This is a genomic window from Algibacter sp. L1A34 (assembly GCF_009796805.1).
Taxonomy (GTDB): domain Bacteria; phylum Bacteroidota; class Bacteroidia; order Flavobacteriales; family Flavobacteriaceae; genus Algibacter.
This window is the reverse complement of the sequence record NZ_CP047029.1, coordinates 703,976-730,549: the sequence shown is the minus strand read 5'-3', so window position 1 is coordinate 730,549 and position 26,574 is coordinate 703,976. Positions and strand designations below refer to the sequence as shown.

Below are 26,574 nucleotides of genomic sequence, written 5' to 3'. Positions count from 1 at the left end.
TTTATGAAAAAGTATAAATGTGTTATTTTTGATTGCGATGGTGTTCTTGTAGATAGCGAACCCGTAAGCATTCAGGTATTAGTTGATATAGCAAATGAATATGGCGCTGGTATTGATTTTGACTATGGAATGAAGCATTTTAAAGGTAGCTTTTTTACGGCTTGTAAACGTATGATTTCTGAGCTTGCCCAAAAGGAACTTCCAGACTCTATAGAGGATGAATATAGACAACGCAGTTTTCAGGCTTTTAAAAAAGATATGAAACCTGTTGAAGACGTCAAAGAGGTGCTTAAAAATTTAGACAGACCTTTTTGTGTAGCTTCAAGTGGGCCAGAAGATAAAATAGAACTTAATTTAGGTCTTACTGGATTACTTCCTTTTTTTAAGAATAAAATATTTAGTTGTTATAAAATACAAAAATGGAAACCAGATCCAGCCGTGTTTTTATGGGCAGCAGAAACTATGGGTTTTAAGCCCGAGGAATGTGTTGTAATAGAAGATAGTTTATCAGGTGTACGTGCGGCAAAAGCTGGCGGATTTGATGTTTTTGGTTATGTAGCTCACGATTATAATAATGAACTAAAAGGTGTGGCTACAGAAACTTTTGATAGTATGAGTAAATTATTAAAAATGATTTAGGTTTTTAACTATTTTTAATTCCTCAAGTTAGCAATGGCTTCTACCACTGCACTATGAGTTACGGGGTTATTAGCAAAATGTTCAATTAATATCACTTTTTCTGCATCGTTAGCTTCAAATTGATTCAAGATATTCATAAGATGCATTTTCATATGTCCTTTCTGAATCCCCGTTGTTGTAAGCGAACGTAAAGCCGCAAAGTTTTGGGCTAACCCAGCCACAGCCACAATAGACATTAACTCTTTTGCCGAAGGTTTGTGTAATAATTCTAAGGCCAATTTCACTAAAGGGTGTAAACCTGTTAATCCGCCAACGGTTCCTAAAGCCAAGGGTATTTCCATCCAAAAAGTAAAAATACCATTTTCAATTTTAGCATGAGATAAACTACTGTATTCTCCATTCCTTGCGGCGTATGCATGTACACCAGCTTCCACGGCTCTAAAGTCGTTTCCGGTAGCAAGTACAACAGCGTCAATACCATTCATGATACCTTTGTTGTGTGTTACTGCTCTGTAAGGTTCAACTTCTGCAATTTTTATAGCCTTCACAAATTTTTCAGCGAAAGCTTCACCAGAAATGGTTTTTTTTTCGCTTAAATCTTCAACTTTACAACTTACTTCGGCACGCACTAAACAGTCGGGAACATAGTTGGAAAGTATACTCATTACAATTTCTATTTGCTTTTCTTCTTCAGAAAAACCTTTAAATTTTGTCGCTTCGGTTTTAAAAGTCTTTGCAAACTGCTCTAAGCATGAATTTATAAAATTGGCTCCCATGGCGTCCAACGTTTCAAAAGAAACGTGTAGTTGGTAATAACCATCAATCTTGGCTGTTTTATCGCGCAATTCAATATCTAAGACACCGCCGCCTCGGGCTTCCATATTTTTGGTTAATGGTTTAGCATCTGCAATTAGTTTTGGCTTAACAGTATCAAAAAAGGATTTCAAGTTTTTAAAATCGCCGTGAAACATAAAGTGAACCTGCCCAATTTTTGTAGTTGAAATTATAGAGGTTTTAAATCCTCCACGATCTAGCCAGAATTTAGCAGCTTTACTTGCTGCAGCTACTACCGAGCTTTCTTCAATAGCCATTGGTAAGGCATAGAGTTTATTGTTTATTAAAAAATTAGGAGCAACACCAAGCGGTAAATAGTAATTGCTAATGGTGTTTTCGATAAACTCGTCGTGTAATTGCTGTAGTTTTTCGTTATCGTTCCAGTACTGTTTTAAAACAGCTTTGGTGTTTTCTGCATTAGCAAAATAAGTGTTTGCAATCCAGTCAATTTTTTTAGATTTAGATAATTTTGAAAATCCAGCAATGGTTTTACTCATAATTTGTACATTTATTGGTGTAAAGATAATACTCTTCTTATAATTAATCATGAACTTGCATCTTACTCGTTATTTATGTGTTAATATTATGGTTTTTTTGAAGTATTTTTATTAAACTTGCCGTTCTCATGAGAAATAAACATCAATTTTAATGAAATACCTAAAATTTAGCTTTCAGATTTGTCTTTTTTTTACAGCTGTTTTATCTGCTCAAACTAAAGAAGTTACCCTAGAAGAAATATGGAATGGCACGTTTAGAACGGAAAGGCTGGATGCTTTGCATTCTATGGCAAATGGTCAGCAATATTCTGTTTTAAACTTTAATCGTGAAGAAAGAAGTACGTCCATCGATATTTATGATTATAAAACCTTAGAAAAGGTAAATACATTGGTGAATTCGAGTGATCTCGAAGCTATGGATTACTTTACCGATTATACGTTTAGTAAAGATGAAAGTCAAATTATTTTAGCAACAAATGAAGAATCTGTCTTCCGTCATTCTGTGTTAGGTAATTATTATATTTATAATGTAAAAGATGGTAAGCTAACTTTGATTTCCGAAGAAAAAATACAAGAACCTACGTTGTCTCCCAACGGAAATAAAGTAGCATTTGCTAAAAATAATAATCTATTTATAAAGGATTTAATTTCAGGTGAAACTTTTCAAATCACTTTCGATGGTGAAAAAAATAAGATAATTAATGGTATTACCGATTGGGTTTACGAAGAAGAATTTGCCTTTGTTCGTGCCTTTGATTGGAATGCAGATGGTTCTCAAATTGCTTACATAAGGTTTGATGAAACTGAGGTTCCGGAATTTTCAATGGATATTTATGGAACAGCACTTTACCAAACGCAGGAGGTGTTTAAATACCCTAAGGCTGGTGAGGCAAACTCTAAAGTGTCGCTTCATATTTATAATTTGAAAGCAACAAAAACAGATGAGGTAAACCTTGGGCCACATGTGGATTATATTGCAAGAATTCAATGGACAAAAAATAACGATATATTAAGTGCTCAAATTTTAAATCGTCATCAAAACAATTTAGATTTAATAGCCTATAATTCTGCCACTGCCAAAACTAATGTGCTTTTAAAAGAGGTTGACGAGGCTTATGTTGATGTTACAGATAACTTAACGTTTTTAAAAGACAATAGTTTTATTTGGACAAGTGAAAAAGACGGTTACAATCATATCTATCATTACAGTAAGGATGGAAAGCTTATAAACCAAATTACAAAAGGTAATTGGGAAGTAACAAATTACTATGGCTTCAATGAAAAAACGAAAACTATTTTTTATCAATCGGTTGAAAATGGCTCAATCAATCGTGATGTATATTCTATTAAATTAAACGGTAGAAACAAGACGAGGTTAACCGAAGAAGAAGGAACTAATGGTGCCGATTTTAGTGCCGATTTCTCATATTTTATAAATACGTTTTCTAATGCTGCTACACCACCAAGATATACTTTAAACAGTGCGTCTACTGGTAAAGTTATCAAGTTAATTAAGGATAATAAAGGATTGGCAGAACAACTTTCTCAATATGGGATTTCTAAAAAGGAGTTTAGTACGATTGAAATAAACGGATATAATTTAAATATGTGGATGGTTAAACCTGCAGATTTTGATGCTTCTAAAGAATATCCATTATTAATGTTTCAATATTCAGGGCCAGGTTCTCAACAAGTTGCAAATAGTTGGATAAGTTCTAACGATTATTGGTATCAATTATTGGCGCAAAAAGGCTATATTGTAGCCTGTGTTGACGGACGGGGAACCGGGTTTAAAGGTGCTGCTTTTAAAAAGGTGACTCAAAACGAATTAGGTAAATATGAGGTTGAAGATCAGATAGCTGTAGCTAAAGAATTTGGCGCTTTACCTTATATTGATTCTGAACGTATTGGTATTTGGGGATGGAGTTTTGGAGGTTTTATGAGTAGTAATTGCTTGTTTAAAGGTAATGATGTGTTTAAAATGGCTATTGCAGTGGCACCAGTTAGTAGCTGGCGTTTTTACGATTCTATTTATACAGAGCGTTATATGTCAACTCCACAAGAAAATGCAAGTGGTTATGATGAAAATTCGCCAATTAATCATGTTGATAAATTAAAAGGTAATTTTCTGTTAATTCATGGTTCGGGAGATGATAATGTGCATGTGCAAAACACGATGCGTTTGGTTGAAGCTCTAGTGCAAGCTAATAAGCAGTTTGATTGGGGGATTTATCCTGATAAAAATCATGGTATTTACGGAGGAAACACAAGATTACATTTATACACTAAAATGACTGATTTTTTAGATGAAAATCTAGGTGATAAAATAAGCAAGTAATAATAAAAGCATAATTAACTAACAACAAATTTATGGCAGCTAAGGCATTGCAACCGCATCAAAAAGAACTATTTGGACAACCAATAGGATTGTATATTTTATTCTTAACAGAAATGTGGGAGCGTTTTTCTTATTATGGTATGCGTGCTTTGTTGGTTTTATATATGACGACTTCTACTTTAGGAGATGATGCTAGAGGAGCTGGACTTGGGTGGACTAGCCAAGAAGCTTTGGCGCTTTATGGTTGGTATACCATGCTGGTTTATGTGATGTCTATACCAGGCGGTATGATTGCCGATAAATTAATTGGCCAGAAAAAGGCAGTTTTATATGGTGCCATTATTTTATGTTTAGGACATGCTGTTTTAGTTATGAAAGATATTTGGGCATTCTATACCGGTTTAGGTTTAGTAATTCTAGGTGTTGGTTTGCTAAAACCGAATATATCAACAATGGTTGGGGGTTTGTATAAAGCTGGTGATATTAGGCGTGATAAAGGATTTAGTATTTTTTATATAGGTATTAATTTAGGTTCACTTTTAGCGACTATGGTTGTTGGTGGCGTTATTGTAAAATGGGGTTGGCATGCTGGCTTCGGACTTGCCGGTGTTGTTATGCTATTGGGGTTAATAAATTATATTGGAGGTCAAAAATATTTGACTCAAGTTGGGAATTTTGTTCCTAGTACCAATGATGAACATGAGGTCTCTTACACTAAATTATATGGTAGACTGTTTAGTTCGCCTACGCAGCTCATGTTTACTGGTGTATTATTAGCTGGTTCATTAATAGGCTGGTATTTTCTAGGCTGGCCTTATGGTTTGCTTTTCTTGTTTTTAACAGCAATTGCGGCCTTATTAATGATGATTTATAAAGACCTAGATACGCAAGTTTATAAAGATCGTTTTGTGGTGTTATTATTATCATTCATTATGGTAATTATTTTCTGGGGAGCCTTTGAGCAAGCTGGTGGATTAATGAATTTATATACGGATACTAATACCGATCGCATGTTATTTGGTTGGGAAGTTCCAACAGTTATGTTTCAAAGTTTAAATGCTGCATTTATAATTCTTTTTGCAACTTTTATAGCTGGTGTTTGGGCAAAACGAAAACTTAAAGGAGGAGAAGCGTCTTCAATATTCAAAATGGCATCTGGTATTATAATTATGGGATTAGGTTTTGTTTTTATGGTTTTTGCAGCTTTAGAATTTGAGGAATCTGGAACTTCTAGTATGATTTGGTTAGTTTTAGCTTATCTGTTTCATACAATTGGAGAACTTTGTTTATCTCCTGTAGCACTTTCTTTTATAACTAAATTAGCTCCTGTTAAATATGCGTCTTTAATGATGGGTGTTTATTTTGCAGCATCTGGTTTAGGAAATAAAGTGGCCGGTATTATTGGTGAGTCTGCAAGTAAATTTGGGGAATTATATATCTTCTCCGGAATTGTACTTTTTACAGTGGTTATCGGAGTGTTATTTATTATTATTTTAAAACCATTAAAGCGATTAACCCACGGTGCAGAAGAAAGTGAGCGCATTTTGAAAAACGAAGAAGCAGAAGGTTTTGAATTAGCCGAAGATTAAAATATCAACCCTCTTTGCGAGGGTTTTCTTTATTACAACCATTAAATATTCTTTTATGAATACAGACATTGAAAATCTATTTAAAGACAAGGTAATTGGGCATCCGGCAGGGTTGTTTATTATTTTCTTTACCGAAATGTGGGAGCGTTTTTCATTCTACGGAATGCGTATTCTTTTGGTATTGTTTTTAACAGCACCTATGCTTGGTACAAACCCTGGTTGGGAGTGGCCTCGCGAACATGCGTTAGCTTTAATTGGAACTTATGGTTCTATGCTTTACTTAACGCCTATTGTTGGTGGTTGGGTTGCCGATAAAATTACAGGTTATAAATGGGCTGTGGTTATTGGTTGTTTTTTTATGATGCTTGGGCATTTATCTATGGTTTTCGAAACGCCTTGGTCGTTGTATTTAGGGTTAGCTTTATTAATTATAGGTACAGGGTTTTTTAAGCCTAACATGACTTCGATGATTTCTGAAATGTACAAAGGCAAAGAATCTAAAAAAGATGGCGCTTACACTATTTATTATATGGGTGTTAATGCTGGTGCTTTCTTCGGAATGATGCTTTGCGGTTATTTGGCAGAAAACATTGGGTGGAGTTATGGTTTTGGATTGGCAGGTATCTTTATGTTGCTTGGGTTAATTCAGTTTTGGTTGGCAAAAGACTTTTTTGGACAAATTGGCGAAAAACCATCTAAAGTTCACGAAGTTGAATTGCCTCAAAATATAAATGAAAGAAATCCAAAAGAACAGGATAATGCCGAACATATTGAAAAGCTAAACCTATTTACTGTAATCGATAAAATTTTAATTACTTTATCGGCTTTAGGAGGTTTTTTATATCTTATAAATGATCCGCTTTCTAAAGCAGGAAACATAAATCTTTTAAACTTTAACTTAGGTGGTTTAGATGGTTCTCATGTTACTGTTTTAACAGCATTGGCTTTGTTTTTGTATTTAATCATTACTCGTATTTCTAGATATTCTAGAATTGTACGTGATAAAATTATAGCAGTTTCAGTCTTTGCTGTCTTTACCGTTATATTCTTTGCAGCTTTCGAGCAAGCTTTAGGTTCTATGACGTTGTTTGCTCGTGATTATACAGAAAGAGCTCTTACCGGAAATTCCGCTATTATATTTAAAATCGTCGATTTAATATTAACCGTTGGTCCATTAGCAATTATTACTTGGGTGTTACTTTTGTTATTCAAAAAAACCTATTCGAAAATCCCATATTCTAATATTACATTAAGTATTTCATTTATATTTCTTTGGTATATTGTTTACTATAAAATTAATAATGAATTTAGTAAAGATACTACCGAAGTACCTGCTACTTGGTTCGGGATTTTAAATTCGTTTTTTATAATAACACTTGCACCATTATTTTCTAGATGGTGGGAAAGTAAATATAACCCAAGTGCAGCCATGAAATATGGTATTGGCTTATTGCTTTTAGGCTTAGGTTTTGGTGTTTTAGTTTTTGGTACTTTAGGTATTCCTCAAGGTGCAAAAACAGCATCGGTAAGTATGGTGTTTTTAATATTAGCTTACTTGTTGCATACTATGGGCGAGTTATGTATTTCGCCAGTAGGCTTATCATATTTAAGTAAACTAGTTCCAGGTAGAATGATAGGGTTTATGTTCGGGATTTGGTACTTAGCCATCGCTATCGGTCAAAAAGCAGCAGGCTCTATGGGAGGCATGATTGATAAGATTACGGCAGAGTATTCATTAAGTAGTTTTTTCTTGATATTTACTATAGTTCCGGCGATATTTGCATTAATTTCTTTAGTGTTAAACCCAATGCTTAAAAGACTTATGCACGGCGTACGTTAACAAAATAAAATGTTAAATTATATAAGAACGCTCCTTTTTTAGGGGCGTTTTTTGTAAGTTCGGTACGGCTTTTGCTACTTTTGTATTAAGTTGAAGGTTTCAAATAATAAAAAGAAGCTTAATAAATTAAAAAAATTGCAATGAAAAAAATAACAATGGCGTTTTTATTGACGCTTATATCATCGGTTTACGTAAGCGCTCAAGAGATTAATTGGTTAACTCTTGAAGAGGCCGTTAAGCTTCAAAAGCAAACACCAAAAAAAATTATGATGGATGTTTATACTAACTGGTGCGGACCATGTAAAATGTTGGATAAAAACACGTTTCAAAATAAAGAAGTTGCCGAGTATGTAAACGAAAATTACTATGCTGTGAAACTTAATGGAGAAGGAAATGATATTGTAAATTATAAAGGCAAATCATATGGAAATCCTAATTACGATCCCGCGAAAGCTAATAGACGTAATTCAGCACACGAATTAGCGCACTATTTTCAAATAAGTGCATATCCAACTGTTTTGTTTTTTGATGAAACGGCTGAGGTAATCACACCGCTTAGAGGATATCAAACACCAATTCAATTAGAGTTGTATTTAAAAATGTTTAAAAACGACGATCATAAAAAGATTAAAACACAAGATGAATTTAATGCATATTATAATGCATTTCAATCGGAATTTAAAGGATAGAGAAAACCTTATATATTCTCAATATTTAATTACAAAAGCTCCCTTTTCGTGTGTGTCATGAAAAGGGAGTTTTCGTTTTTTACAAATATTTTTCCATTGTAATACATACGACTTATAGTTGCTACCATCTGCAATAATATATTTTGGATGAATGGAATCTATTAATCTATTTATATTTATTTTTGGAGATTGTCGAAGCAATAGATAATCTGGTTCAAAAGATTTTATATTGTAAGTGTTTAAGCTGTCTACTACTAATAATATTTTTTTGTTTTTCAGCACATAAACCGATTGTAATTCGGCATTTTCAATGGTGTTAATAAAATTTCCAACTGTGTAATTTTTTATAGTTGAATTTTTTAAGATAGAAAGGCTATCCAAATCATGTGTAATTTTTAATGTGTTTTTATTTGTATTACCAATCATGCTAAAACGACTTTTATGAAACACGATAAGTTCATTAGAAGATTTGCTGTAATTCGTGTAAATAAATGCACATTGAATGCTAATAATAGCAAATAGAATCCATTTTAAATTGGCATAGTTCCATTTTTTAAAGGTTTTTATTAATGAAATAATTAAAAGATATGAAGCTAGAACATACCAAATATTAAAAGGAATATCATTGAAAATAAAAACTTCTTGTTTTGAAATGTAGTTCATAACATAATTCATGCTACTAATAATAAGTCCAAGAATATCGGCTAAAAATTGAGGTAATAAGTTTAGAGATGCCATTAAAATGATGACTATTCCAAAACCTAAAATAATTGCTAACAAAGGGATTATTATTATGTTCGATAGCAAAAACAGTCCCGCGAATTGATGGAAGTAGTAGAGCAGAAGCGGCGCTATGCCGAATTGGGCAGCAATACTCACTGTAATTGTATGCCAATAAATATCTACTAATTTATTTTGTGGTTGCCATAATTTATAAAGTATTGGGTCGATAGTAACAATAGCAAAAACCGCCATATAACTTAATTGAAACCCAACATCGAAGATAAATAAAGGTTTAAATAATAAAATAAGGAAAACCGAAATAGCTAAAGTGTTGTAGATATTCGTGGGGCGTTTAAGGTTGGCTGCAATAGTAACAATGCTGAACATAGTTACTGCGCGAGTTACAGATGCCGAAAGCCCTGCGATAACCGCAAAGTTCCATAAAAGAAAAAGAAGTAAAATAGTTTTTAATAATTTACCATGCTTCAAGCGTTCTATTGGCTTAAAAACCCAACTTAAGAGTATTAATATGATACCGATATGAAGTCCTGAGATAGCTAAAATATGAATAGCTCCGGCATTTTTGTAATCGTTGTATACTTCTTTACTCAAGTCTTGTCGCTGCCCAAGGAATAAGGCATTGATTACAGCAAGTTCATCGGGTTTAAAATGATAACGTTTCAATTTTAAATTGATGGATTCTCGAATAGAATTAGCATATCCAAATAGGGTATGTGTATCGTTGCTAATTGGAAATAATTCTGATTGTTTTAAACTTAATTGATGGTAAATATATTTCTTTTCTAAATAGTTTTGGTAATCAAATTGATATGGGTTTAAGGGATAACCTAAATCTTCAAAAGAGCTTTTAGTTGAAAAAACAGCATCAACTCTTAAGGCTAATTGTAAACTATCTTTCTTAATATTTAAAAGAGATTTTCCTATGGTTTGTTGCGCGTTAACCTGTAAAATGTCAATTACGTATTTATCATAATATGCATTTGGTTTTAAAACTTCGCGAATTCTAAAAGTAATGGTGTTTGTCGTTTCCTTTTCATTTAAAATATGCTGTGTATAGTGTTTGTCGAAACTCTTTTCATTATGAATATTTACAGTTAAAACACCCACTATAGTCATTAACATAAAAGCAAGAAGCCCAAACCAAATAGTTTTAAAAAATTGCTTTCGAGCAACAAAATATGCTATAACTAATAAAAGTAATACGGCTAATAAAAAACACAACACCGTAGGTAATGGAATAAAGAAAAAATACCCAATTAGAATACCTAAAACGAGGCAAATGGTTAGTTTAATTATGGTGAAATTGAATATTTTCATAATTAAACCAAGATATAAAATATCTTATAGAATTCGGCGTGCTTCGAAAAATGCTTTATTCCAGTAGTTTTCGTTAAGCCAAGATGTCATAACGCCTTTACTACTCGTGGCATGTATAAACTCAATATTGTTATTTTTAATGGCAACAATAAGCCCGACATGGTTAATTGCATTCCGACGGTTTTGGGTTTTAAAAAATAGTAAGTCTCCTTTATGGACTTCTTTTAATGATATTTTATCTCCGCGTTTTGCCATATCTCGCGATATTCTTGGTAAATTAACATCATGGGCTCTAAACGATTCGTAAATTAAACCTGAACAATCCATACCTGATTTTGTGGTGCCACCCCATTTGTAACGTACGCCTTTAAACTCTTCAGCATAATCAATGATATTTTGAGCTTTCGATTTTGAAGTTGTATTTGTTGTTGGAATATTTTTTCTATTGGAAGAAATAATGACTTCGTCTCTCTTGCTGTTTTTTGGTTTTTTAGTAATGATTTTTGTAGTAGTGTTAGGCTTTCGTTTTGCTCGTTTTGAAGACTTGCAACTGCTAAAACTAATGATGAGAACAAGAATAAAAATTATTTTTTTCATGTAAAACTTAATTTTTTATGGAGTTGTAAATTAATTTTGCTGTTTTCTCGCTAGCGCCTTTTCCGCCTAGAGCTTTTTCTAATTCGTAATAATCTAAAAAGAGTTTTTTACGAGCGTCTTTATTTAAAATATGTGTTAATTCTTTTTTAAGGCGTTTTTTATTAAAATCACTTTGAATAAGTTCGGTAACTACTTCACGGTCCATTACTAAATTTACTAACGAAATATACTTTAATGTAATAATGCGTTTTGCAATTTGGTATGATATAGCACTGCCTTTGTAGCACACTACTTGTGGTACTTTAAATAATGCGGTTTCTAGAGTTGCAGTTCCCGAAGTTACTAAGGCAGCCATAGAAATACTTAGTAAATCGTAAGTTTTATTGTCTATGAATTTTACGTTGGCAGATTTTATAAAAGTTTGGTAAAAACTATAATCTTGACTTGGAGCACCAGCAATCACAAATTGATAATCTTTAAAATCGTCAACCAAACTAAGCATAACCGATAACATTTTTGTTATTTCTTGTTTCCGGCTTCCTGGCAATAAAGCAATAATGGGTTTGTCTCCAAGTTGGTGCGTTTTTCTAAAGGTCTTTTCGCTTACTTGCTCACGGTTAGCAATGGCATCGATAAGCGGATGCCCTACAAAGTTGACTTTATAATCGTGTTTTTTATAGAAATCTTCAACAAACGGAAGGATAACATACATAGCATCTATGTCGTGTTTAATATTTTTAACTCGACTTGCTCTGGATGCCCAAACTTGAGGCGAAATATAATAATGTGTTTTAAAATTGGCAGCTTTTGCCCATTTTGCAATTCGTAAATTAAAGCCCGAATTATCGATAAAAATAATAACATCTGGTTTAAAATCAGCAATATCTTCTTTACAAAAAGTTATTAATTTCGATATTTTACGCAGGTTCATTATCACTTCAATAAACCCCATAAAAGCACGCTCTTTATAATGGGTAACTAAAGTCCCGCCAACCGATTGCATAAGGTCTCCGCCCCAAAACCTAATATCTGCGTTTGGATCCTCTTTCAACAATGCTTTCATAAGGTTCGAGCCGTGTAAATCACCAGATGCTTCGCCTGCTATTATGTAATATTTCATTTGTTGTATGTTGTTTTTCGGTGATTGATTGCTTCTTGTCGATTTGCGTTTCAGTATATTAATTAAAGCATATTAAAAACAAAAGTAAACACAGCAATAAGGACGGTAATTAGCAATACGCCTCTAGCGCGATAGTCTTCCTTTCTTTTAATAAAAATAAAAAAGCTGATAAGGTTTAAAACGGCTCCCAAACTAATAAGTTTTCCTAGAAAGCCTTCATTCGCGGCCGCTGCAATAACTGTCGTAAAATCATCTCCCTTACCAAGTAGCGTTGCGGTTAAAATTAAACCAATAGCATTTGCAATTAGACCGACGAATACGCCTATAAATATTTCTTTCTTCATCTATTTTAAATTCCAAGTATTTAATTGTTGTATAAAGTGGTGTGCAGTTAAGTCAAATTGTACGGGAACCACAGAGACGTAATGGTTTTCTAAGGCCCATTCATCTGTATCTTCTCCATTATCTAGGTTTACAAATTTTCCCGAAAGCCAATAATAATTTTTCCCTTGTGGATTTTTACGCTTGTCAAAGGATTCTACCCAATTTGATTTAGCTTGTCGGCAAATTTTTATGCCTTTTATAGTGTTGTTTTGTACATTTGGGATGTTCACATTTAGAACAACACCATTCGGTAAGCCTGATTTTATTACATTTTGAGCAATAATTTTTACGTACGGCTTAGAGGCTTCAAAATTAGCATTCCAACTGTAATCGAGCAATGAGAACCCTATAGAAGGGATGCCTTCAATTCCAGCTTCAATAGCAGCGCTCATTGTTCCTGAGTAGATTACGTTTATTGCTGAATTTGATCCGTGATTAATTCCTGAAACGCATAAATCTGGTGTTCTTGGTAATAATTCACGAATAGCAATTTTTACACAATCGGCAGGTGTGCCAGAGCAACTAAATTCTTTTTGTGGTCCGTCACTAATTTTTACATTTTGAGCAAAAAGCATGGCGTCTAGAGTAATAGCGTGTCCCATGCCGCTTTGTGGCTTGTCGGGAGCTACTACAAAAACATCGCCTAAGTCAACCATAACTTCAATTAGAGCTCGAATACCAGGAGCCGTTATGCCATCGTCGTTCGTAATTAAAATAAGAGGTTTTTTTGTCATAAATCTGTTATTAAATCATACTGCTAAAATACATAATTTCGATTGTATACTTCGTATTTCTTCTGTTTAACAAAAAATTAGTAGCTAAAACAGATTGTTGGCATAGTTTTTTCTCTATTTTAGTGGAATGATATAAAATTCCCTTAAGAATTTTTAAATACAGAAGATGAAGAATATTATGAAAAAGAATTTTAAAGTATTATCGTTGTTAATGGTTTTGGCTTTTGCGTCCTGCAGTTTTACGACCAAGAAGTTCGATAATCCAGATAAAGATAAAAAATTAATTGAACTTATTACCTTTGTTATAGAGCGTGGTCACTTTGATCCTATTGATTTTGATGATACCTTTTCAGAAGAATTGTTTTCTGATTATTTAGAAATTGTTGATCCTGTAAAACGGTATTTTTATGCTTCGGATTATAAAGATTTTGAAAAATATAGAACGAGTTTAGACGATCAATTAAAAGATGTAGACATTTCGTTTTTCAATTTAGTTCACGAACGTGTGTTAGAACGTATAAGTGAAGTTAAAATAATATATCGAGAAATATTATCAGAACCTTTTGATTACACAATTGATGAAGATTTTGATATGGATTATGAGAATACCGATTTTGTGAAAAATAAAAGAGAAATGAAAGAGCGTTGGAGACAACAGCTAAAGTTTTCTACACTTTCTAATTATGATGATATTTATGAAGAAGAGAAGCGTGCTAAAGAAAAAGACCCAGAGCACGTTATGAAAACTGATGAAGCTATTGAAAAAGAAGCTCGTGAAGCTACGTTAAAATCTATCGATATTTATTTTAACGACAATGTTGATGATTTGCAACGAGACGATTGGTTTGCTGTTTATGTAAATACTATTGTAGAAGAGTTTGATCCTCATACTTATTATTTAGCACCAAGAGGGAAAGAGGATTTCGATCAGCGCATGTCTGGTAAACTTGAAGGTATTGGAGCAAGATTGCAAAAACGAATGGATTACATTAAAATTGTAGAGTTAATTTCTGGGGGACCTGCTTGGAGAAGTAAGCTTTTAGAGGTAGAAGATATAATTTTAAAAGTAAAACAGGAAAATGAAAATGTAGCTGTAGATATTGTTGGTATGAGAATCAGCGATGCCATTAAATACATAAAAGGCCCAAAAGGAACGAAAGTAACCTTAACCATTAAGAGTATGGATGGTACGGTTAAAGATGTTACTATAATTAGAGATGTGGTTGAGTTGGTAGAAACTTATGCAAAATCATCTGTAGTTGAAAAAGATGGAACCCGTTTTGGAGTGATTGATTTACCTGCATTTTATGCCGATTTTCAAGATTATAAAAATATAAATGCATCTAAAGATGTAAAGAACGAAATTTTACGTCTTAAAAAAGAAGGTATTCAAGGTTTAGTTCTAGATTTACGTAATAATGGTGGAGGATCTTTGCCAACAGTTGTTGATATGGCCGGATTGTTTATTAAAGAAGGACCAGTTGTTCAAGTGCGCTCAACAGGACAAGCTAAAGAAGTTTTAAGCGATATAGATAAGTCTATTGTGTGGGATGGTCCAATGGTAGTTTTGGTTAATGAGATATCGGCTTCAGCATCAGAGATTATGGCTGCTGCAATGCAAGATTATAAACGTGCTATTATAATAGGTGGTAAGCAAACTTATGGTAAAGGTACGGTGCAAAATGTTATAGATCTTAATAATGTTTTACGCAGTAATACAGGAGGAGATCTTGGAGCTATCGCGCTTACTACTAAAAAGTATTACCGTATAAATGGTGGTTCAGTTCAATTGGAAGGCGTTAAGAGTGATGTGGAGGTTCCTGGTAGATTTAGTTATATTGATGTAGGTGAAAAAGATAAAGATAACCCATTACCTTATGATGAGATTGATGCCGCCGATTATACACCATGGAAAGGCTATTTCGATTATAGTTATATTGTAGCTAAGAGTAAGTTGCGTATGGCGAACAACGCTCAATTAAAACTTATTGATGAAAACGCAAAATGGGTGAAAAGTAAAATTGATGATACTAGATTTTCTTTAAACTTTGAGAAATACAAAGCAGAACTTGATAATAATGAAGAAGAGGCCAAACAGTTTGATGCTATTTCGGATTATAAAACCAATTTAACATTCAATTCAACAAGATATGAAAAGGCTCTTTTTGAAAAAGATACTACCGATTTAAAAGAAAAACGTGTACGTTGGCACGAGAGCTTAAGTCAAGATGTTTATGTGGAAGAAGCTTTAAACGTTTTAGAAGATTTAAAAAATTACCCAATTGAAAAGGTGGCGGCAACAAAACCACGGGCTAAAAAATAGAATAAATAAAATATATGAGTTCAAAATCTAGCTCACTAAAGCAATTAGCACTCCAAAAGTTTAAAAAGAACTTTTGGGGTGTTTTTAGTTTGTGCTTTATTGGTTTTGTGGGTTTAATTTCGGTTTTCGCTTATGTGTTTGCACCCGATAATTCACAGTACGCCAATCAAATGCATTTATCAATCCACTCTAAGAGGCCTGGTTATTCTACAACCATGTTAACTATACCGTCTGGATTGGAAGTAAATCAAAATATGTTTGATCAAGTTTTTTTTGGGAGAAAAAATACAGATACTGAAATTCCTATTTCGGAATATCATATAGATGAAAAGACTTTAAATTATACTGAATATGCTTCCGATGGATTGGAAGGTGTTAAAAAAACATTGCTTTTAAGTCGGTTTCCAAACAGTGATGCCTCTCAGTTTATAAAAGAAAAAGTGTTTGTTTTTGGAACTGATAAATATGGACGAGATTTACTAAGTCGGGTGTTGGTTGGAGCACGAATATCTTTTTTTATTGGGTTTGTTGCTGTTTTTATATCATTAGTTATTGGCATTTTTATGGGAAGCATCGCAGGTTATTTTGGCGGAAAAGTAGATGCTGTTATCATGTGGATTATAAATGTAACTTGGTCTATTCCAACACTATTATTAGTAATAGCAATTACTTTGGCTTTAGGTAAAGGCTTTTGGCAAGTGTTTATTGCTGTAGGTTTAACCATGTGGGTCGAAGTGGCGAGAGTTGTGCGCGGGCAAATAATTAGCACTAAAGAAATGCAATACGTAACAGCAGCTAGAGCCTTAGGTTTTAACGATTATAGAATAATAACAAAACATATATTGCCAAATATTATGGCACCTGTAATCGTGATATCTGCAGCCAATTTTGCCGCAGCTATTTTAATAGAAAGTGGCTTGAGTTTTTTAGGTATTGGGGCACAACCACCAATGGCAAGTTGGGGCGCCATGATTAAAGATCACTACAATTATATTATTTTAGGAAAGCCTTATTTGGCATTAATCCCGGGACTTTGTATTATGAGTTTAGTAATGGCGTTTATGCTTATTGGGAATGCCTTACGTGATGCTTTAGATGTGAAAGGGTGATAATTTTAATTTACCGTTAGGGTTCTTTTTATAATATGTTACTTCATATAATTCTCTACCCAATCTGTTAAAGCTTTTCTATGAATGTTTTTTGCGATTACCACACCATTTTCATCAAGAATGAAGTTCGCAGGAATGGTTTGTACTCGTATTTTTTTTAAAAAAAGAGCATCGTCTCCTTTTAAGTCGGATGCTTGAAACCAACGATTTGCTCCATCGTGGTCCGTAGCCGCTTTCCAAGCAGATGCATCACTTTCTAGAGCATAAGCAATAATTTGTAACCCTTTGTTGTGGTATTGATCCCATATAGGAACTAAAACTTCTCGATTTTCCTTTCGGCAGGGTGCACACCAAGATGCCCACAAGTCTATAATAGTGAGTTTACTTCCAAGTTCGTTTTTAATAGAAAGTGTGTCTTTTGTTATTAAAGGTAGTTTTATATTAGGAAATACATCACCTATTAAAACTGGTAAATTAGAAGGCTCACTTTGTTTGCAAAGTTCTTTTATCCAAGGGTTATTAGGTTTTTGTTCCTTCCATTTATTGCATTGATTTACCAAAAACTCGGGTATACGTTCGTAATCATTTGCAGTGTTTACCCATCTTAGGGCTACTAGGGCAGGTATGAGATATGGTGTGTTATCTGCAAATTTTATTAACTCCGTTTGATATTGTAAAATAGCATGTTCCTTGTTCATTAATTGATCGCCATCTTTTACGTCCCAATGCTTCCCTAAAAGGTTTATTTGGTAAGCTTTATGGTTAATATTTCTTAACTCCAATAAAACTTTATTTATTTTTGAAGGATTTTCAATAGAAAAATCTTTTTGGAAGTTATTCGATGTTGATCTGATTTTTAGAGGTTTCCCTGTTTCCCATAGAATCGGCATATAGTTAGATTTAATGGGATTATCAGTTTGTAATTAATTAGGATACTTTCCAGATAGTTGTAACGCTAATTCTAATAATATAGGTTCTTTTGTTTTTGGCACGTTTAAAAATTCAAACGTACCATTGGGTTTTACTATTGTGGAGTCTATTACTTTTCCGAAATATGAAGCTGCTACATCTCGCAGATTTTCAGGTTGAATAAGGTAAATTTTAGCACCTTCTTTTTGAGTCCCCTCTAATATTCCTGATATATCGCTTGAAGTATGACAAGCTATTAGTGTAAAACTAGTTAGTATGAGGCTGATGATTTTTTTTATTAGGCTAGTTCTCATTTTATTAAATGTTTGGCAGTGTTGTACTTTGTAGAAAGTTACCTGTAAATTTACTATAATTTTCTATTTAACTCAGGGTTATAGTATAAAAACACTTAGTTTATAGCTACCGTTTTTTTTTTTTTTTTTGAAAGTGGTTTCTTTTTTGTTACATTCATTGTTCTTATCAAAAATAGATATTAAATTTTAGGTTTTACTTTTTATCAATGGAAGTGCAACTAATTTTTATTAGATTAAAAATAATAATTTTCTAGAAACTAAATTTGACCGTGTTTTTTTACCATTAATAAAAGAAGAAACAGAAAAACTATTCTTGTTAATATCAATTGCAATATAATAAGCTGGCATGGTTTGTGCCTAAGTTGTTTTAATTAGAAACTCTACTTAAATAACAATGTGAGTTTATTTGTATCTATAACTATAAATATATTTTTATAAAATGAAATACTTCAAAAAAAATCTAACTTTTAGTTTTGTAATATTTACTTTGGTTTTATTGTCTGGATGTAGTTCTGATGATAATAATGAAAGTGCTGTTGAAGGTGTAATTCCAGGGGAAGAACTATCAATCATTAGTTTTGATATATTATCAAAAGATCATTCCTTTTCTGTAATAAAATCAAATACTCAACCAGTAGATTCTCTGGTTATTTGTTTATTTCCATCGTCTATAGATTATTCTAATCTAATCCCAAAAATAAAATTTAAAGGAACTAGTATTGAATATAGAATAAACAACGACTCGTTTAATGCATATCCTCTTAGCATAGGAGATAATATTGATTTTAGTTATCCAAATACTGTAGATTTTAGGATAACGAACTCTGACGATTCAGAATCTAGAATTTATAGAATAATTATAGATACAGAGCAACCAATTTTATTTAATAATCCTGAGATTATAATACCAGACTCACAAGTTAATGCTAATTATCATGGTTTAGAAATAGATACTTGGTTAAATGTTGGGAATTACCCTATTAGGCTTACTCTAAGGACTACAGAATATATTGATATTATTACACCTGAAACGGGTATAAGCAATATTTTCAGTACAACTTTAACGAATGATTCCGATTTTGTAAAACCTAATGAAGAAGGTAACATCAATGTGTTTGAATCTAATATTACTGCCGTAATAGGAGCGTACAAGGCTACAGCTTTATTCAATCTTTATTTTAATGAAAACTTAGGATATATTGTTTATGACGATATTACTAATGATTATGTTAAAAATATTGGCTACAAACAAGCTGAATTAAAGTTGAAAGGGAATTTAATAGATTAATGACGATTATAATTTAGTGTCAAATATTTTTCTCTAACACTACGTTATTTGTAGAAATTTTTATATGAAATTACTGGTTTTTAGACTAAGTAACAAGTTAGGTGGGTTTTGGAAAAGTCTTTATTAAATATGCTTTATGGGGCATTGATTTCTTTTGAAGAACTTATTGAAAAAATAGCTTTTAATACTTTAAATTTCTCTATAAACCTAAATATTGAATGTTGCTAGTAAGTATAAAGCCGTGGAGCTAAAAAAGTAAAACAAAATACTTTTCAGCAAACCAAATAGTGGCTGAACTTAAAAGAAAATAATTAACGAGCGCCCAACTCCATATTCTCATTCAACTCATTAATATAACCTAAAACTTCATCTTTTCCGATGTCTTTAGATGATGAAGTAATGAAATAATTAGGCATCTCTGCCCAAGTTTCAAGTAGAATATTTTTATAGGCTTCCACGTGGTTTTCAATAGCTTTGGGTCTTAACTTATCGGCTTTAGTGAAAATTATTGAAAAAGGAATGCCGTTTTCGCCTAACCATTTCATGAAATCTGAATCTACAGGTTGTGGTGTGTGGCGAATATCAACTAAAACAAAAGCAGTGACAAGTTGTTCACGTTGTCCAAAATAATTGGTAATAAATTTTTGAAATACTTTTTTAGAACTTTTAGAAACACGGGCGTAACCATATCCAGGTAAGTCGACTAAGTGCCAGTTTGAATTAATTAAAAAGTGATTAATAAGTTGTGTTTTTCCAGGTCGTCCCGAAGTTTTAGCTAAGCTTTTTCTACTAGTTAGCATGTTAATTAACGAAGATTTCCCGACGTTACTTCTACCAATAAAGGCATATTCTGGCAATCTGCTTTTTGGGCATTTTTCAACTTCGGAATTGCTCATTACAAATTCGGCCGATTTAATATGCATCTATTTTATGGTATTTAAAGTTGGGAGTTTATATGTAGAAATACTTCTAGAATTGTCTTTTTGTTAGCCAAGCATCCAAGATTTGGTTGAATTCATCTGGGTGCTCCATCATGGCTGCGTGGCCACATTTGTCAATCCAATGTAATTCGGAATCTGGTAAAAGTTCGTTAAATTCTTCTGCAACTTCTGGAGGTGTAACACTATCGTTTTTACCCCAGATTATACAGGTTGGCGTTTCCATTTTAGGTAAATCTTTCGCCATATTATGCCTAATAGCACTTTTTGCAATTGCTAAAGTTTTTATTAGTTTGCTACGGTTGTTTACGGTTTCGTAAACTTCATCTACAATTTCTTTTGTGGCAACTGCGGGATCGTAAAACACATCTTGTGCTTTCTTTTTAATCACTTCGTAGTCGCTACGTTTTGGGTATCCGCCTCCCATTGCGCTTTCGTAAAGACCAGAGCTACCTGTTATAATCAAAGCTTTTACGGTGTCGGGAAACATTTTTGTATGGTATAATCCAATATGGCCGCCAAGCGAATTTCCTAATAAAATTACTTCATCATAACCTTTAAAAATTATAAATTCGTGTAGGTATTTAGCGAAGCTTTTTACATTGGTTTTAAGCAGCGACATGGTATAAATAGGAAGCTCAGGAATAATAACTTTATACCCTTTTTGGCTAAAAAAATTAGTTACGCCGTCAAAATTACTCAACCCACCCATTAATCCGTGTAGTACAATAATTGGCGTGCCTTCTCCGACTTCCATGTATTTGTAATTACCTTCTTTTTTTAAACTATGCGTCATTAATCAGTATTCATTGCATGAAGAACAAATATAGTTATTTCATTGATATTTCAAAGGTTTAATTCCTTCTCAAAAAGAATAATTTTTATCTATCGAGATTAACATTTAAAGTTAAGGTTTTTCTTATAAAATTAATTAAAAACTAATCAGAATTACTTACAGCCTTTGTTAATCTCGTCGTTACTCGAGCGCATTTCATCAAAAACTTGTTAACAAAGTGGGGTAAAGTGGTAAAATGTGGTAAAATTTTCAATATATTTGAATCTTAAACGTTTAAACCATAGCGAAATACTATTGGACTTAATAACAGGAACATACGATTGTAAAGTTGATGCCAAAGGCAGACTTATGATGCCTGCTGCGATAAAAAAGCAGCTTGCGTCGGTGCTAGACGATGGTTTTGTTTTGCGAAGATCGGTTTTTCAGAAGTGTTTGGAGTTATATCCAATGCAAGAATGGCAAACGTTAATGCAGAAAATGAATAAGCTTAATAAGTTCAAGAAAAAGAACAACGATTTTATTCGAAGATTTACTGCTGGGGCAAAAATTATTGAAGTTGATGTTAATGGGCGCTTGTTAGTGCCGAAAGATTTAACGGTTTTTGCTAACATTTCGAAAAATATTGTAGTGGCTTCGGCAATCAATATTATTGAAATTTGGGATAAAGATTTATATGAACAAGCCATTGATGATGCGGCAATCGATTTTGCAGATTTAGCCGAAGAAGTTATGGGGCAAGATGATGAAGACTATGGAATATCATAATCCGGTATTATTAAAAGAAACGGTAGATGGTTTAGATATTAAACCCGACGGCGTTTATGTTGATGTTACTTTTGGTGGTGGCGGACACAGTAAAGAGATTTTAAAGCGACTTGGTGAAAACGGGAAATTATTTGCGTTCGATCAAGATTTGGATGCTCTTGAAAATACAATTGACGATTCTCGATTTACATTAATAAATGAGAATTTTAGATTTATAAAACGTTTTTTACGATTTCATGGTGTGAAAAAAGTAGATGGTGTTTTGGCAGATTTTGGTGTATCGTCACATCAATTTGATGTTGCAGAGCGCGGTTTTTCTACTCGGTTTGAGGCTGATTTAGATATGCGGATGAATCAAGAAAAAACATTGTCGGCATTTCATGTAATTAATGAATACGAAGAAGAACAATTGAAAGATGTGTTCTTGCAATATGGTGAATTGCGTGCGGCTCCTGCTATGGCTAGTTTAATTGTTGCACACCGTGAAAGTGAAGCTATTGTTACAAGTGAACAGTTGAAGTCTGTTTTACGAAAATTTTTACCACCAAGACACGAGAATAAAGTTTTAGCTCAAATATATCAGGCTATTAGGATTGAGGTGAATCAAGAAATTGAAGCTCTAAAAGAGTTTTTATCTCAAACACCTGAGATTTTGAACGAAAACGGAAGGTTAAGTTTTATATCATACCATTCTTTAGAAGATAGGTTAGTAAAAAGATTTATTAGAAACGGTCTGTTTGAGGGGGAGCCAGAGCGTGATATGTTTGGCAATTTTGAAGTGCCGCTTAAAAAAGTTGGTGGTTTAGTGGTGCCTACTGCTGCAGAGATTAAAATAAATAACAGAGCGCGAAGTGCAAAGTTAAGGATTGCTACTAAGGCTTAATTTCAAATAAATAAAAAGAGAGTTCTAGATCCAATACCGAATTGAAAAAGGAGGATTTTGTGTCTTTAATAATAAGAGTGGTTTTTCCGCTTTTTTGAAAATATCATATTTTAATAATTAAAGTGAAAAATAATATATACGACATATTAAAAGGAACATTTTTAGTTAGCGATGATTCGTTTAAGAATTGGCGTATGATTTTGTTTGTTTCCGCTTTAGCGATAGTTATGATAGCGAGCTCGCATAGTGCAGATAAAAAAGTTTACGAAATATCTAAACTTAATAATGAAGTAAAAGAGATGCGTTCGGCATTTGTGGACGGTCGTTCTAAATTGCAGCGATTAAAAATGGAATCGACTGTATTAGCAAAAATGAAAGAAAAAGGTTTGGCAACCTCCACAACGCCAGCAAAAAAGATAAAAGTAAAATCTCAAAATAATTAGAACACCTTGGCTGTAAACGATAAGGGCATATTAAATAGACTATATTTTGTAGCGGGATGCATGTTTGTGTTCGGGCTTGCTGTGCTGTTTAAATTGTTCAGTATTCAGTATTTGCAAGGTGATAAGTATAGAGAACTTGTTGAAAAACGGGATATTCAAAATATTACTATTCCTGCAAATCGTGGTAATGTGTATTCTGATAATGGAGGTTTATTGGCAACATCAATTCCGAAGTATAATATTGCTATAGATGCGGTAGTGTCTCCAACTAAAAAGTTCGAAGAATTTATTGGGCCATTGTCCGATTCACTTTCTAAATATTCAGGAAAATCATCATCGTATTACGAGAAGTCTATTAGGAAAGCACGTGCTAATAAAAATCAGTATTTGCTATTAGCAAAAAATATTAATTACACCGATTATGTGCGTTTTAGAGGGTTTCCGCTTTTAAAATTAGGCGCAATTCCGGGAGGACTTATTGTGAGTCAGAAAACAAAACGTGAATTTCCAATGGGTGCTATTGCACAACGTTCTATTGGTTACGAACGATTTGATGACGAAGGAAATGTAACGCGTGCCGGGATCGATGGTGCTTTTGGAGTAAAGTATTTGCGTGGTACCGATGGTAAGCGTTTAAAACAAAAAATAGGGAAAAACAAATGGAAACCACTTACCGATTATAACCAAGTGGAGCCAAAAGATGGTTATGATGTCTACACAACTATCGATGTAAATATTCAAGATATCGCGCATCATTCGTTGTTGGGGCAGTTAGAGTATTACGAGGCAGAGCATGGCTGTGTTGTGGTTATGGATGTTAAAACTGGCGAAATTAAAGCGATTTCAAATTTAGCAAAAACCAAGAGCGGCGAATATTACGAAAAACGAAATTATGCCGTTTGGGAGTCGCACGAGCCAGGGTCTACTTTTAAAGTTATGGCGCTTATGGCTGCTTTGGAAGATAAAGTAATTGATACATCAACGGTTGTAGATACTAAAAAAGGAGCTAAGCGTTTTTATGGAAGAACAATTTACGATTCTCACCATGGTGGTTTTGGTAAAATTTCGGCAGCAAGAGCTTTAGAGGTGTCTTCAAATATTGGTTTAGCTACGATTATAGATGAAAATTATTCTAAAAATCCTAAGAAATTTATAGATCATATCAAGGATTGGAATCTTGACAAGCCTTTAGGGGTTTCAATAAAAGGAGAAGGAGAGCCAGATATTCCAGAGCCTGGTGATAAAAAGTGGAGTAGAAACGCCTTGCCATCTATGGCTTATGGTTATAATTTAAGCTTAACACCTTTGCAAACACTTGCTTTTTATAATGCTATTGCGAATGACGGTGAAATGGTAAAACCTAGATTTATAAAAGCAGTTAAGGAGTTTGATGAGGAAATTGAGGTTTTTGAAAAAGAAGTTATTAATAAAAAGATTTGTTCCGATAAGACCTTAGGTGAAATTAGAGAAATATTAAAAAATATTGTAGTTAGAGGGACGGCAAGCAAGTTGTATTCTCCAAATTTTTCCATGGCAGGAAAAACAGGAACGGCACAAACCGAATATTGGATGGCTGATTGGAAAAAGAATAAAAGATACGTCTCGTCTTTTGCAGGTTATTTTCCAGCGGAAAACCCAAAATATTCTTGCATTGTAGTTATTCATAAGCCAAGTACGAAAAAAGGATATTATGGTGCCGATGTTACAGGGCCTGTTTTTAAACGTATTGCGCAAAAAATATTTACAGACACGCCTTTAATAGATGAAGTAAAATCTTTAGATGTAAAAGTTGCGGCTGTGGAAGATGAGTATAATAAGTTTTACGAAACCACAAAAACATATAAAACCATTATGCCAAATGTTGTAGGCTTGCCTGCCATGGACGCATTAGCACTTTTAGAAAACATGGATGTGAAGGTTAAGGTAAAGCTTAACGGAAACGGCATTGTGAAAGAACAGTCAATAAATAAAAGTACCAAGTTGAAAAATAATCAAACGGTTACATTAAAAGCATCATGAGTGTATTAAAAGACATATTATATAAGGTTACTTTAAATGCTGTTGTTGGAAACACGAGCATGGATGTAAATAACATTCATTTCGATTCGCGCAACATTGTTAAAGGTGATGTGTTTGTGGCTATCCGTGGCAGTGTTGTGGATGGGCATAAATATATAGATGTGGCTATTAAAAATGGTGCTACTGCAATAGTTTGTGAGGCGACTCCGGAAGTGGTTGTTGATGGTATAACTTATGTAGAAGTTGATAATTCTAGTAAAGCTATGGCTATTATGGCATCCAATTTTTACGGTGTGCCATCCGAGAATTTAAAACTTGTTGGTGTTACTGGTACTAATGGAAAAACAACAGTTGCTAGTTTGTTATTTCAGTTGTTTAAAAACGCTGGTTTTAAAGTTAGTTTGCTTTCTACAGTAAAAATAATGGTAGATACTGTAGAGTATAAAGCAACTCATACTACGCCAGATTCTTTAACTATTAATAAGTATTTAAAGGAAATGAATGCGGCAGGTGTCGAGTTTTGTTTTATGGAAGTAAGCTCGCATGGTATTCATCAATTTAGAACAGAAGGTTTGCATTTTGAAGGTGGGATATTTACCAATTTATCACACGATCATTTAGATTATCATAACACTTTTGCAGAGTATCGCGATGTTAAAAAACGTTTTTTCGACGGTTTACCATCAACAGCTTTTGCGTTAGTGAATACCGATGATAAAAATGGAGCAATTATGCTTCAAAATACAAAAGCTAAGAAACTGACATATGCTTTAAAAGGCTATGCTGATTATAGAGCGCAGATTTTAGAAAACAGATTAAGCGGTTTGCTGCTTAAAGTTAATGATAGTGAAGTTTGGACACGATTAATCGGAAATTTCAATGCTTATAATGTTCTAGCAATTTACGCTACGGCGGAATTGCTAGGGCTAGAAAAAGTAGAAATCCTTCGTTTAATTAGTGATTTGGAAAGTGTAAGCGGGCGTTTTCAATATTTTATTTCAGATGAAAAAATAACGGCTATTGTCGATTATGCACATACACCGGATGCATTGAAAAATGTATTAGAAACAATAAATAGTATCCGAACTAAAAATGAAGAACTGATTACGGTTGTTGGTTGTGGTGGAGACAGAGATAAAACCAAGCGTCCAAAAATGGGGCATATTGCTACGGCGTTAAGTACAAAAGTGATTTTTACTAGTGATAACCCACGAAGTGAAGAACCACAAGCCATTTTAGATGATATTGAAAAAGGCGTAGAGCCTCAGAATTTTAAAAAGACCTTAACAATTTCAGATAGAAAACAAGCCATTAAAGCGGCTTGCCAAATGGCACAACCTAATGATATTATTTTAATCGCAGGAAAAGGTCATGAAGATTATCAGGAAATTAAAGGCGAGCGTTTTCATTTTGATGATTATGAAACCGTGCAAGAGATATTAAAGCAATTACAGAAGTAATTAAA

At 33.3% G+C, this 26,574-nt stretch carries 23 protein-coding genes; 13 read left to right on the top strand and 10 right to left on the bottom strand.

Annotated elements, in window-relative coordinates; all coding sequences use genetic code 11:
• Positions 1-3: 3 nt before the first annotated feature.
• Positions 4-639: an HAD family hydrolase gene (locus tag GQR97_RS03200; RefSeq protein WP_158845228.1), complete on the top strand. Its 636-nt coding sequence runs from the start codon at positions 4-6 to the stop codon at positions 637-639.
• A 14-nt stretch (positions 640-653) separates the two neighbouring features.
• Here the strand turns inward: GQR97_RS03200 and GQR97_RS03195 are convergent, their stop codons facing one another.
• Entirely contained in the window at positions 654-1,970 is a 1,317-nt protein-coding gene (locus GQR97_RS03195) for a hydroxymethylglutaryl-CoA reductase, degradative (protein ID WP_158845225.1), read from the bottom strand.
• A gap of 151 nt (positions 1,971-2,121) precedes the next feature.
• Here GQR97_RS03195 and GQR97_RS03190 point away from each other — a divergent pair, with 151 nt between their 5' ends.
• From GQR97_RS03190 to GQR97_RS03175, 4 genes are all read left to right on the top strand, one after another.
• Positions 2,122-4,308 carry a S9 family peptidase gene (locus tag GQR97_RS03190; RefSeq protein WP_158845222.1) on the top strand — a complete coding sequence of 729 codons (2,187 nt, stop codon included), beginning with the start codon at positions 2,122-2,124 and terminating at the stop codon, positions 4,306-4,308.
• 32 nt (positions 4,309-4,340) lie between these two features.
• Positions 4,341-5,897 (top strand): peptide MFS transporter, encoded by a 1,557-nt coding sequence (locus GQR97_RS03185; protein WP_158845219.1) that lies wholly within the window; start codon positions 4,341-4,343, stop codon positions 5,895-5,897.
• Positions 5,898-5,952: 55 nt separating this feature from the next.
• Complete coding sequence (locus GQR97_RS03180) at positions 5,953-7,737, top strand: peptide MFS transporter (RefSeq protein WP_158845216.1); 1,785 nt, start codon at positions 5,953-5,955, stop codon at positions 7,735-7,737.
• Positions 7,738-7,877: 140 nt separating this feature from the next.
• Positions 7,878-8,426 carry a thioredoxin family protein gene (locus GQR97_RS03175; RefSeq protein ID WP_158845213.1) on the top strand — a complete coding sequence of 183 codons (549 nt, stop codon included), beginning with the start codon at positions 7,878-7,880 and terminating at the stop codon, positions 8,424-8,426.
• Between the two features lie 18 nt (positions 8,427-8,444).
• Here GQR97_RS03175 and GQR97_RS03170 read toward each other — a convergent pair whose 3' ends face one another.
• The 5 genes from GQR97_RS03170 to surE form a co-directional block, all read right to left on the bottom strand.
• A complete protein-coding gene (locus tag GQR97_RS03170; protein ID WP_158845210.1) occupies positions 8,445-10,487 on the bottom strand; it encodes a ComEC/Rec2 family competence protein in 2,043 nt (680 codons plus the stop codon).
• Between the two features lie 24 nt (positions 10,488-10,511).
• Positions 10,512-11,084 carry a C40 family peptidase gene (locus GQR97_RS03165; protein WP_158845207.1) on the bottom strand — a complete coding sequence of 191 codons (573 nt, stop codon included), beginning with the start codon at positions 11,082-11,084 and terminating at the stop codon, positions 10,512-10,514.
• Between the two features lie 7 nt (positions 11,085-11,091).
• Positions 11,092-12,204 carry a lipid-A-disaccharide synthase gene (gene lpxB / locus GQR97_RS03160; RefSeq protein WP_158845204.1) on the bottom strand — a complete coding sequence of 371 codons (1,113 nt, stop codon included), beginning with the start codon at positions 12,202-12,204 and terminating at the stop codon, positions 11,092-11,094.
• A 62-nt stretch (positions 12,205-12,266) separates the two neighbouring features.
• Positions 12,267-12,548 carry a hypothetical protein gene (locus tag GQR97_RS03155; protein WP_158845202.1) on the bottom strand — a complete coding sequence of 94 codons (282 nt, stop codon included), beginning with the start codon at positions 12,546-12,548 and terminating at the stop codon, positions 12,267-12,269.
• Positions 12,549-13,322: a 5'/3'-nucleotidase SurE gene (surE, locus tag GQR97_RS03150; RefSeq protein ID WP_158845199.1), complete on the bottom strand. Its 774-nt coding sequence runs from the start codon at positions 13,320-13,322 to the stop codon at positions 12,549-12,551. It abuts the gene before it with no gap.
• Between the two features lie 178 nt (positions 13,323-13,500).
• On the opposite strand from surE, the gene GQR97_RS03145 reads away from it, so the two are divergent.
• Both GQR97_RS03145 and GQR97_RS03140 read left to right on the top strand, forming a co-directional pair.
• On the top strand, positions 13,501-15,645 hold the full coding sequence (locus GQR97_RS03145; protein WP_158851566.1) for a carboxy terminal-processing peptidase: 2,145 nt from the start codon (positions 13,501-13,503) through the stop codon (positions 15,643-15,645).
• A 14-nt stretch (positions 15,646-15,659) separates the two neighbouring features.
• Positions 15,660-16,754, top strand: coding sequence for an ABC transporter permease (locus tag GQR97_RS03140; protein WP_158845197.1), 1,095 nt, complete (start codon positions 15,660-15,662; stop codon positions 16,752-16,754).
• A 38-nt stretch (positions 16,755-16,792) separates the two neighbouring features.
• On the opposite strand, the gene GQR97_RS03135 is transcribed toward GQR97_RS03140, so the two are convergent.
• A complete protein-coding gene (locus GQR97_RS03135; RefSeq protein ID WP_158845195.1) occupies positions 16,793-17,644 on the bottom strand; it encodes a TlpA family protein disulfide reductase in 852 nt (283 codons plus the stop codon).
• Positions 17,645-17,677: 33 nt separating this feature from the next.
• Positions 17,678-17,977 carry a hypothetical protein gene (locus GQR97_RS03130; protein WP_158845192.1) on the bottom strand — a complete coding sequence of 100 codons (300 nt, stop codon included), beginning with the start codon at positions 17,975-17,977 and terminating at the stop codon, positions 17,678-17,680.
• Between the two features lie 439 nt (positions 17,978-18,416).
• On the opposite strand from GQR97_RS03130, the gene GQR97_RS03125 reads away from it, so the two are divergent.
• Positions 18,417-19,265: a hypothetical protein gene (locus GQR97_RS03125; RefSeq protein ID WP_158845190.1), complete on the top strand. Its 849-nt coding sequence runs from the start codon at positions 18,417-18,419 to the stop codon at positions 19,263-19,265.
• Between the two features lie 311 nt (positions 19,266-19,576).
• Here the strand turns inward: GQR97_RS03125 and yihA are convergent, their stop codons facing one another.
• Complete coding sequence (yihA, locus tag GQR97_RS03120) at positions 19,577-20,188, bottom strand: ribosome biogenesis GTP-binding protein YihA/YsxC (protein WP_158845187.1); 612 nt, start codon at positions 20,186-20,188, stop codon at positions 19,577-19,579.
• A gap of 46 nt (positions 20,189-20,234) precedes the next feature.
• Entirely contained in the window at positions 20,235-20,999 is a 765-nt protein-coding gene (locus GQR97_RS03115; protein WP_158845184.1) for an alpha/beta fold hydrolase, read from the bottom strand.
• Positions 21,000-21,293: 294 nt separating this feature from the next.
• On the opposite strand from GQR97_RS03115, the gene mraZ reads away from it, so the two are divergent.
• The 5 genes from mraZ to GQR97_RS03090 all read left to right on the top strand — a co-directional run bounded on the left by mraZ (position 21,294) and on the right by GQR97_RS03090 (position 26,569).
• Positions 21,294-21,764, top strand: a complete 471-nt coding sequence (gene mraZ / locus GQR97_RS03110) for a division/cell wall cluster transcriptional repressor MraZ (protein WP_158845182.1) — start codon at positions 21,294-21,296, stop codon at positions 21,762-21,764.
• Positions 21,751-22,647 carry a 16S rRNA (cytosine(1402)-N(4))-methyltransferase RsmH gene (gene rsmH, locus GQR97_RS03105; RefSeq protein WP_158845179.1) on the top strand — a complete coding sequence of 299 codons (897 nt, stop codon included), beginning with the start codon at positions 21,751-21,753 and terminating at the stop codon, positions 22,645-22,647. The genes mraZ and rsmH overlap by 14 nt, the downstream gene beginning before the upstream one ends.
• A 122-nt stretch (positions 22,648-22,769) precedes the next feature.
• Positions 22,770-23,090 carry an FtsL-like putative cell division protein gene (locus GQR97_RS03100; RefSeq protein ID WP_042497085.1) on the top strand — a complete coding sequence of 107 codons (321 nt, stop codon included), beginning with the start codon at positions 22,770-22,772 and terminating at the stop codon, positions 23,088-23,090.
• A 60-nt stretch (positions 23,091-23,150) separates the two neighbouring features.
• Positions 23,151-25,109: a penicillin-binding protein gene (locus tag GQR97_RS03095; RefSeq protein ID WP_158851564.1), complete on the top strand. Its 1,959-nt coding sequence runs from the start codon at positions 23,151-23,153 to the stop codon at positions 25,107-25,109.
• A complete protein-coding gene (locus tag GQR97_RS03090) occupies positions 25,106-26,569 on the top strand; it encodes a UDP-N-acetylmuramoyl-L-alanyl-D-glutamate--2,6-diaminopimelate ligase (protein WP_158845176.1) in 1,464 nt (487 codons plus the stop codon). Before GQR97_RS03095 ends, GQR97_RS03090 begins: the two co-directional genes overlap by 4 nt.
• Positions 26,570-26,574 lie beyond the last annotated feature (5 nt).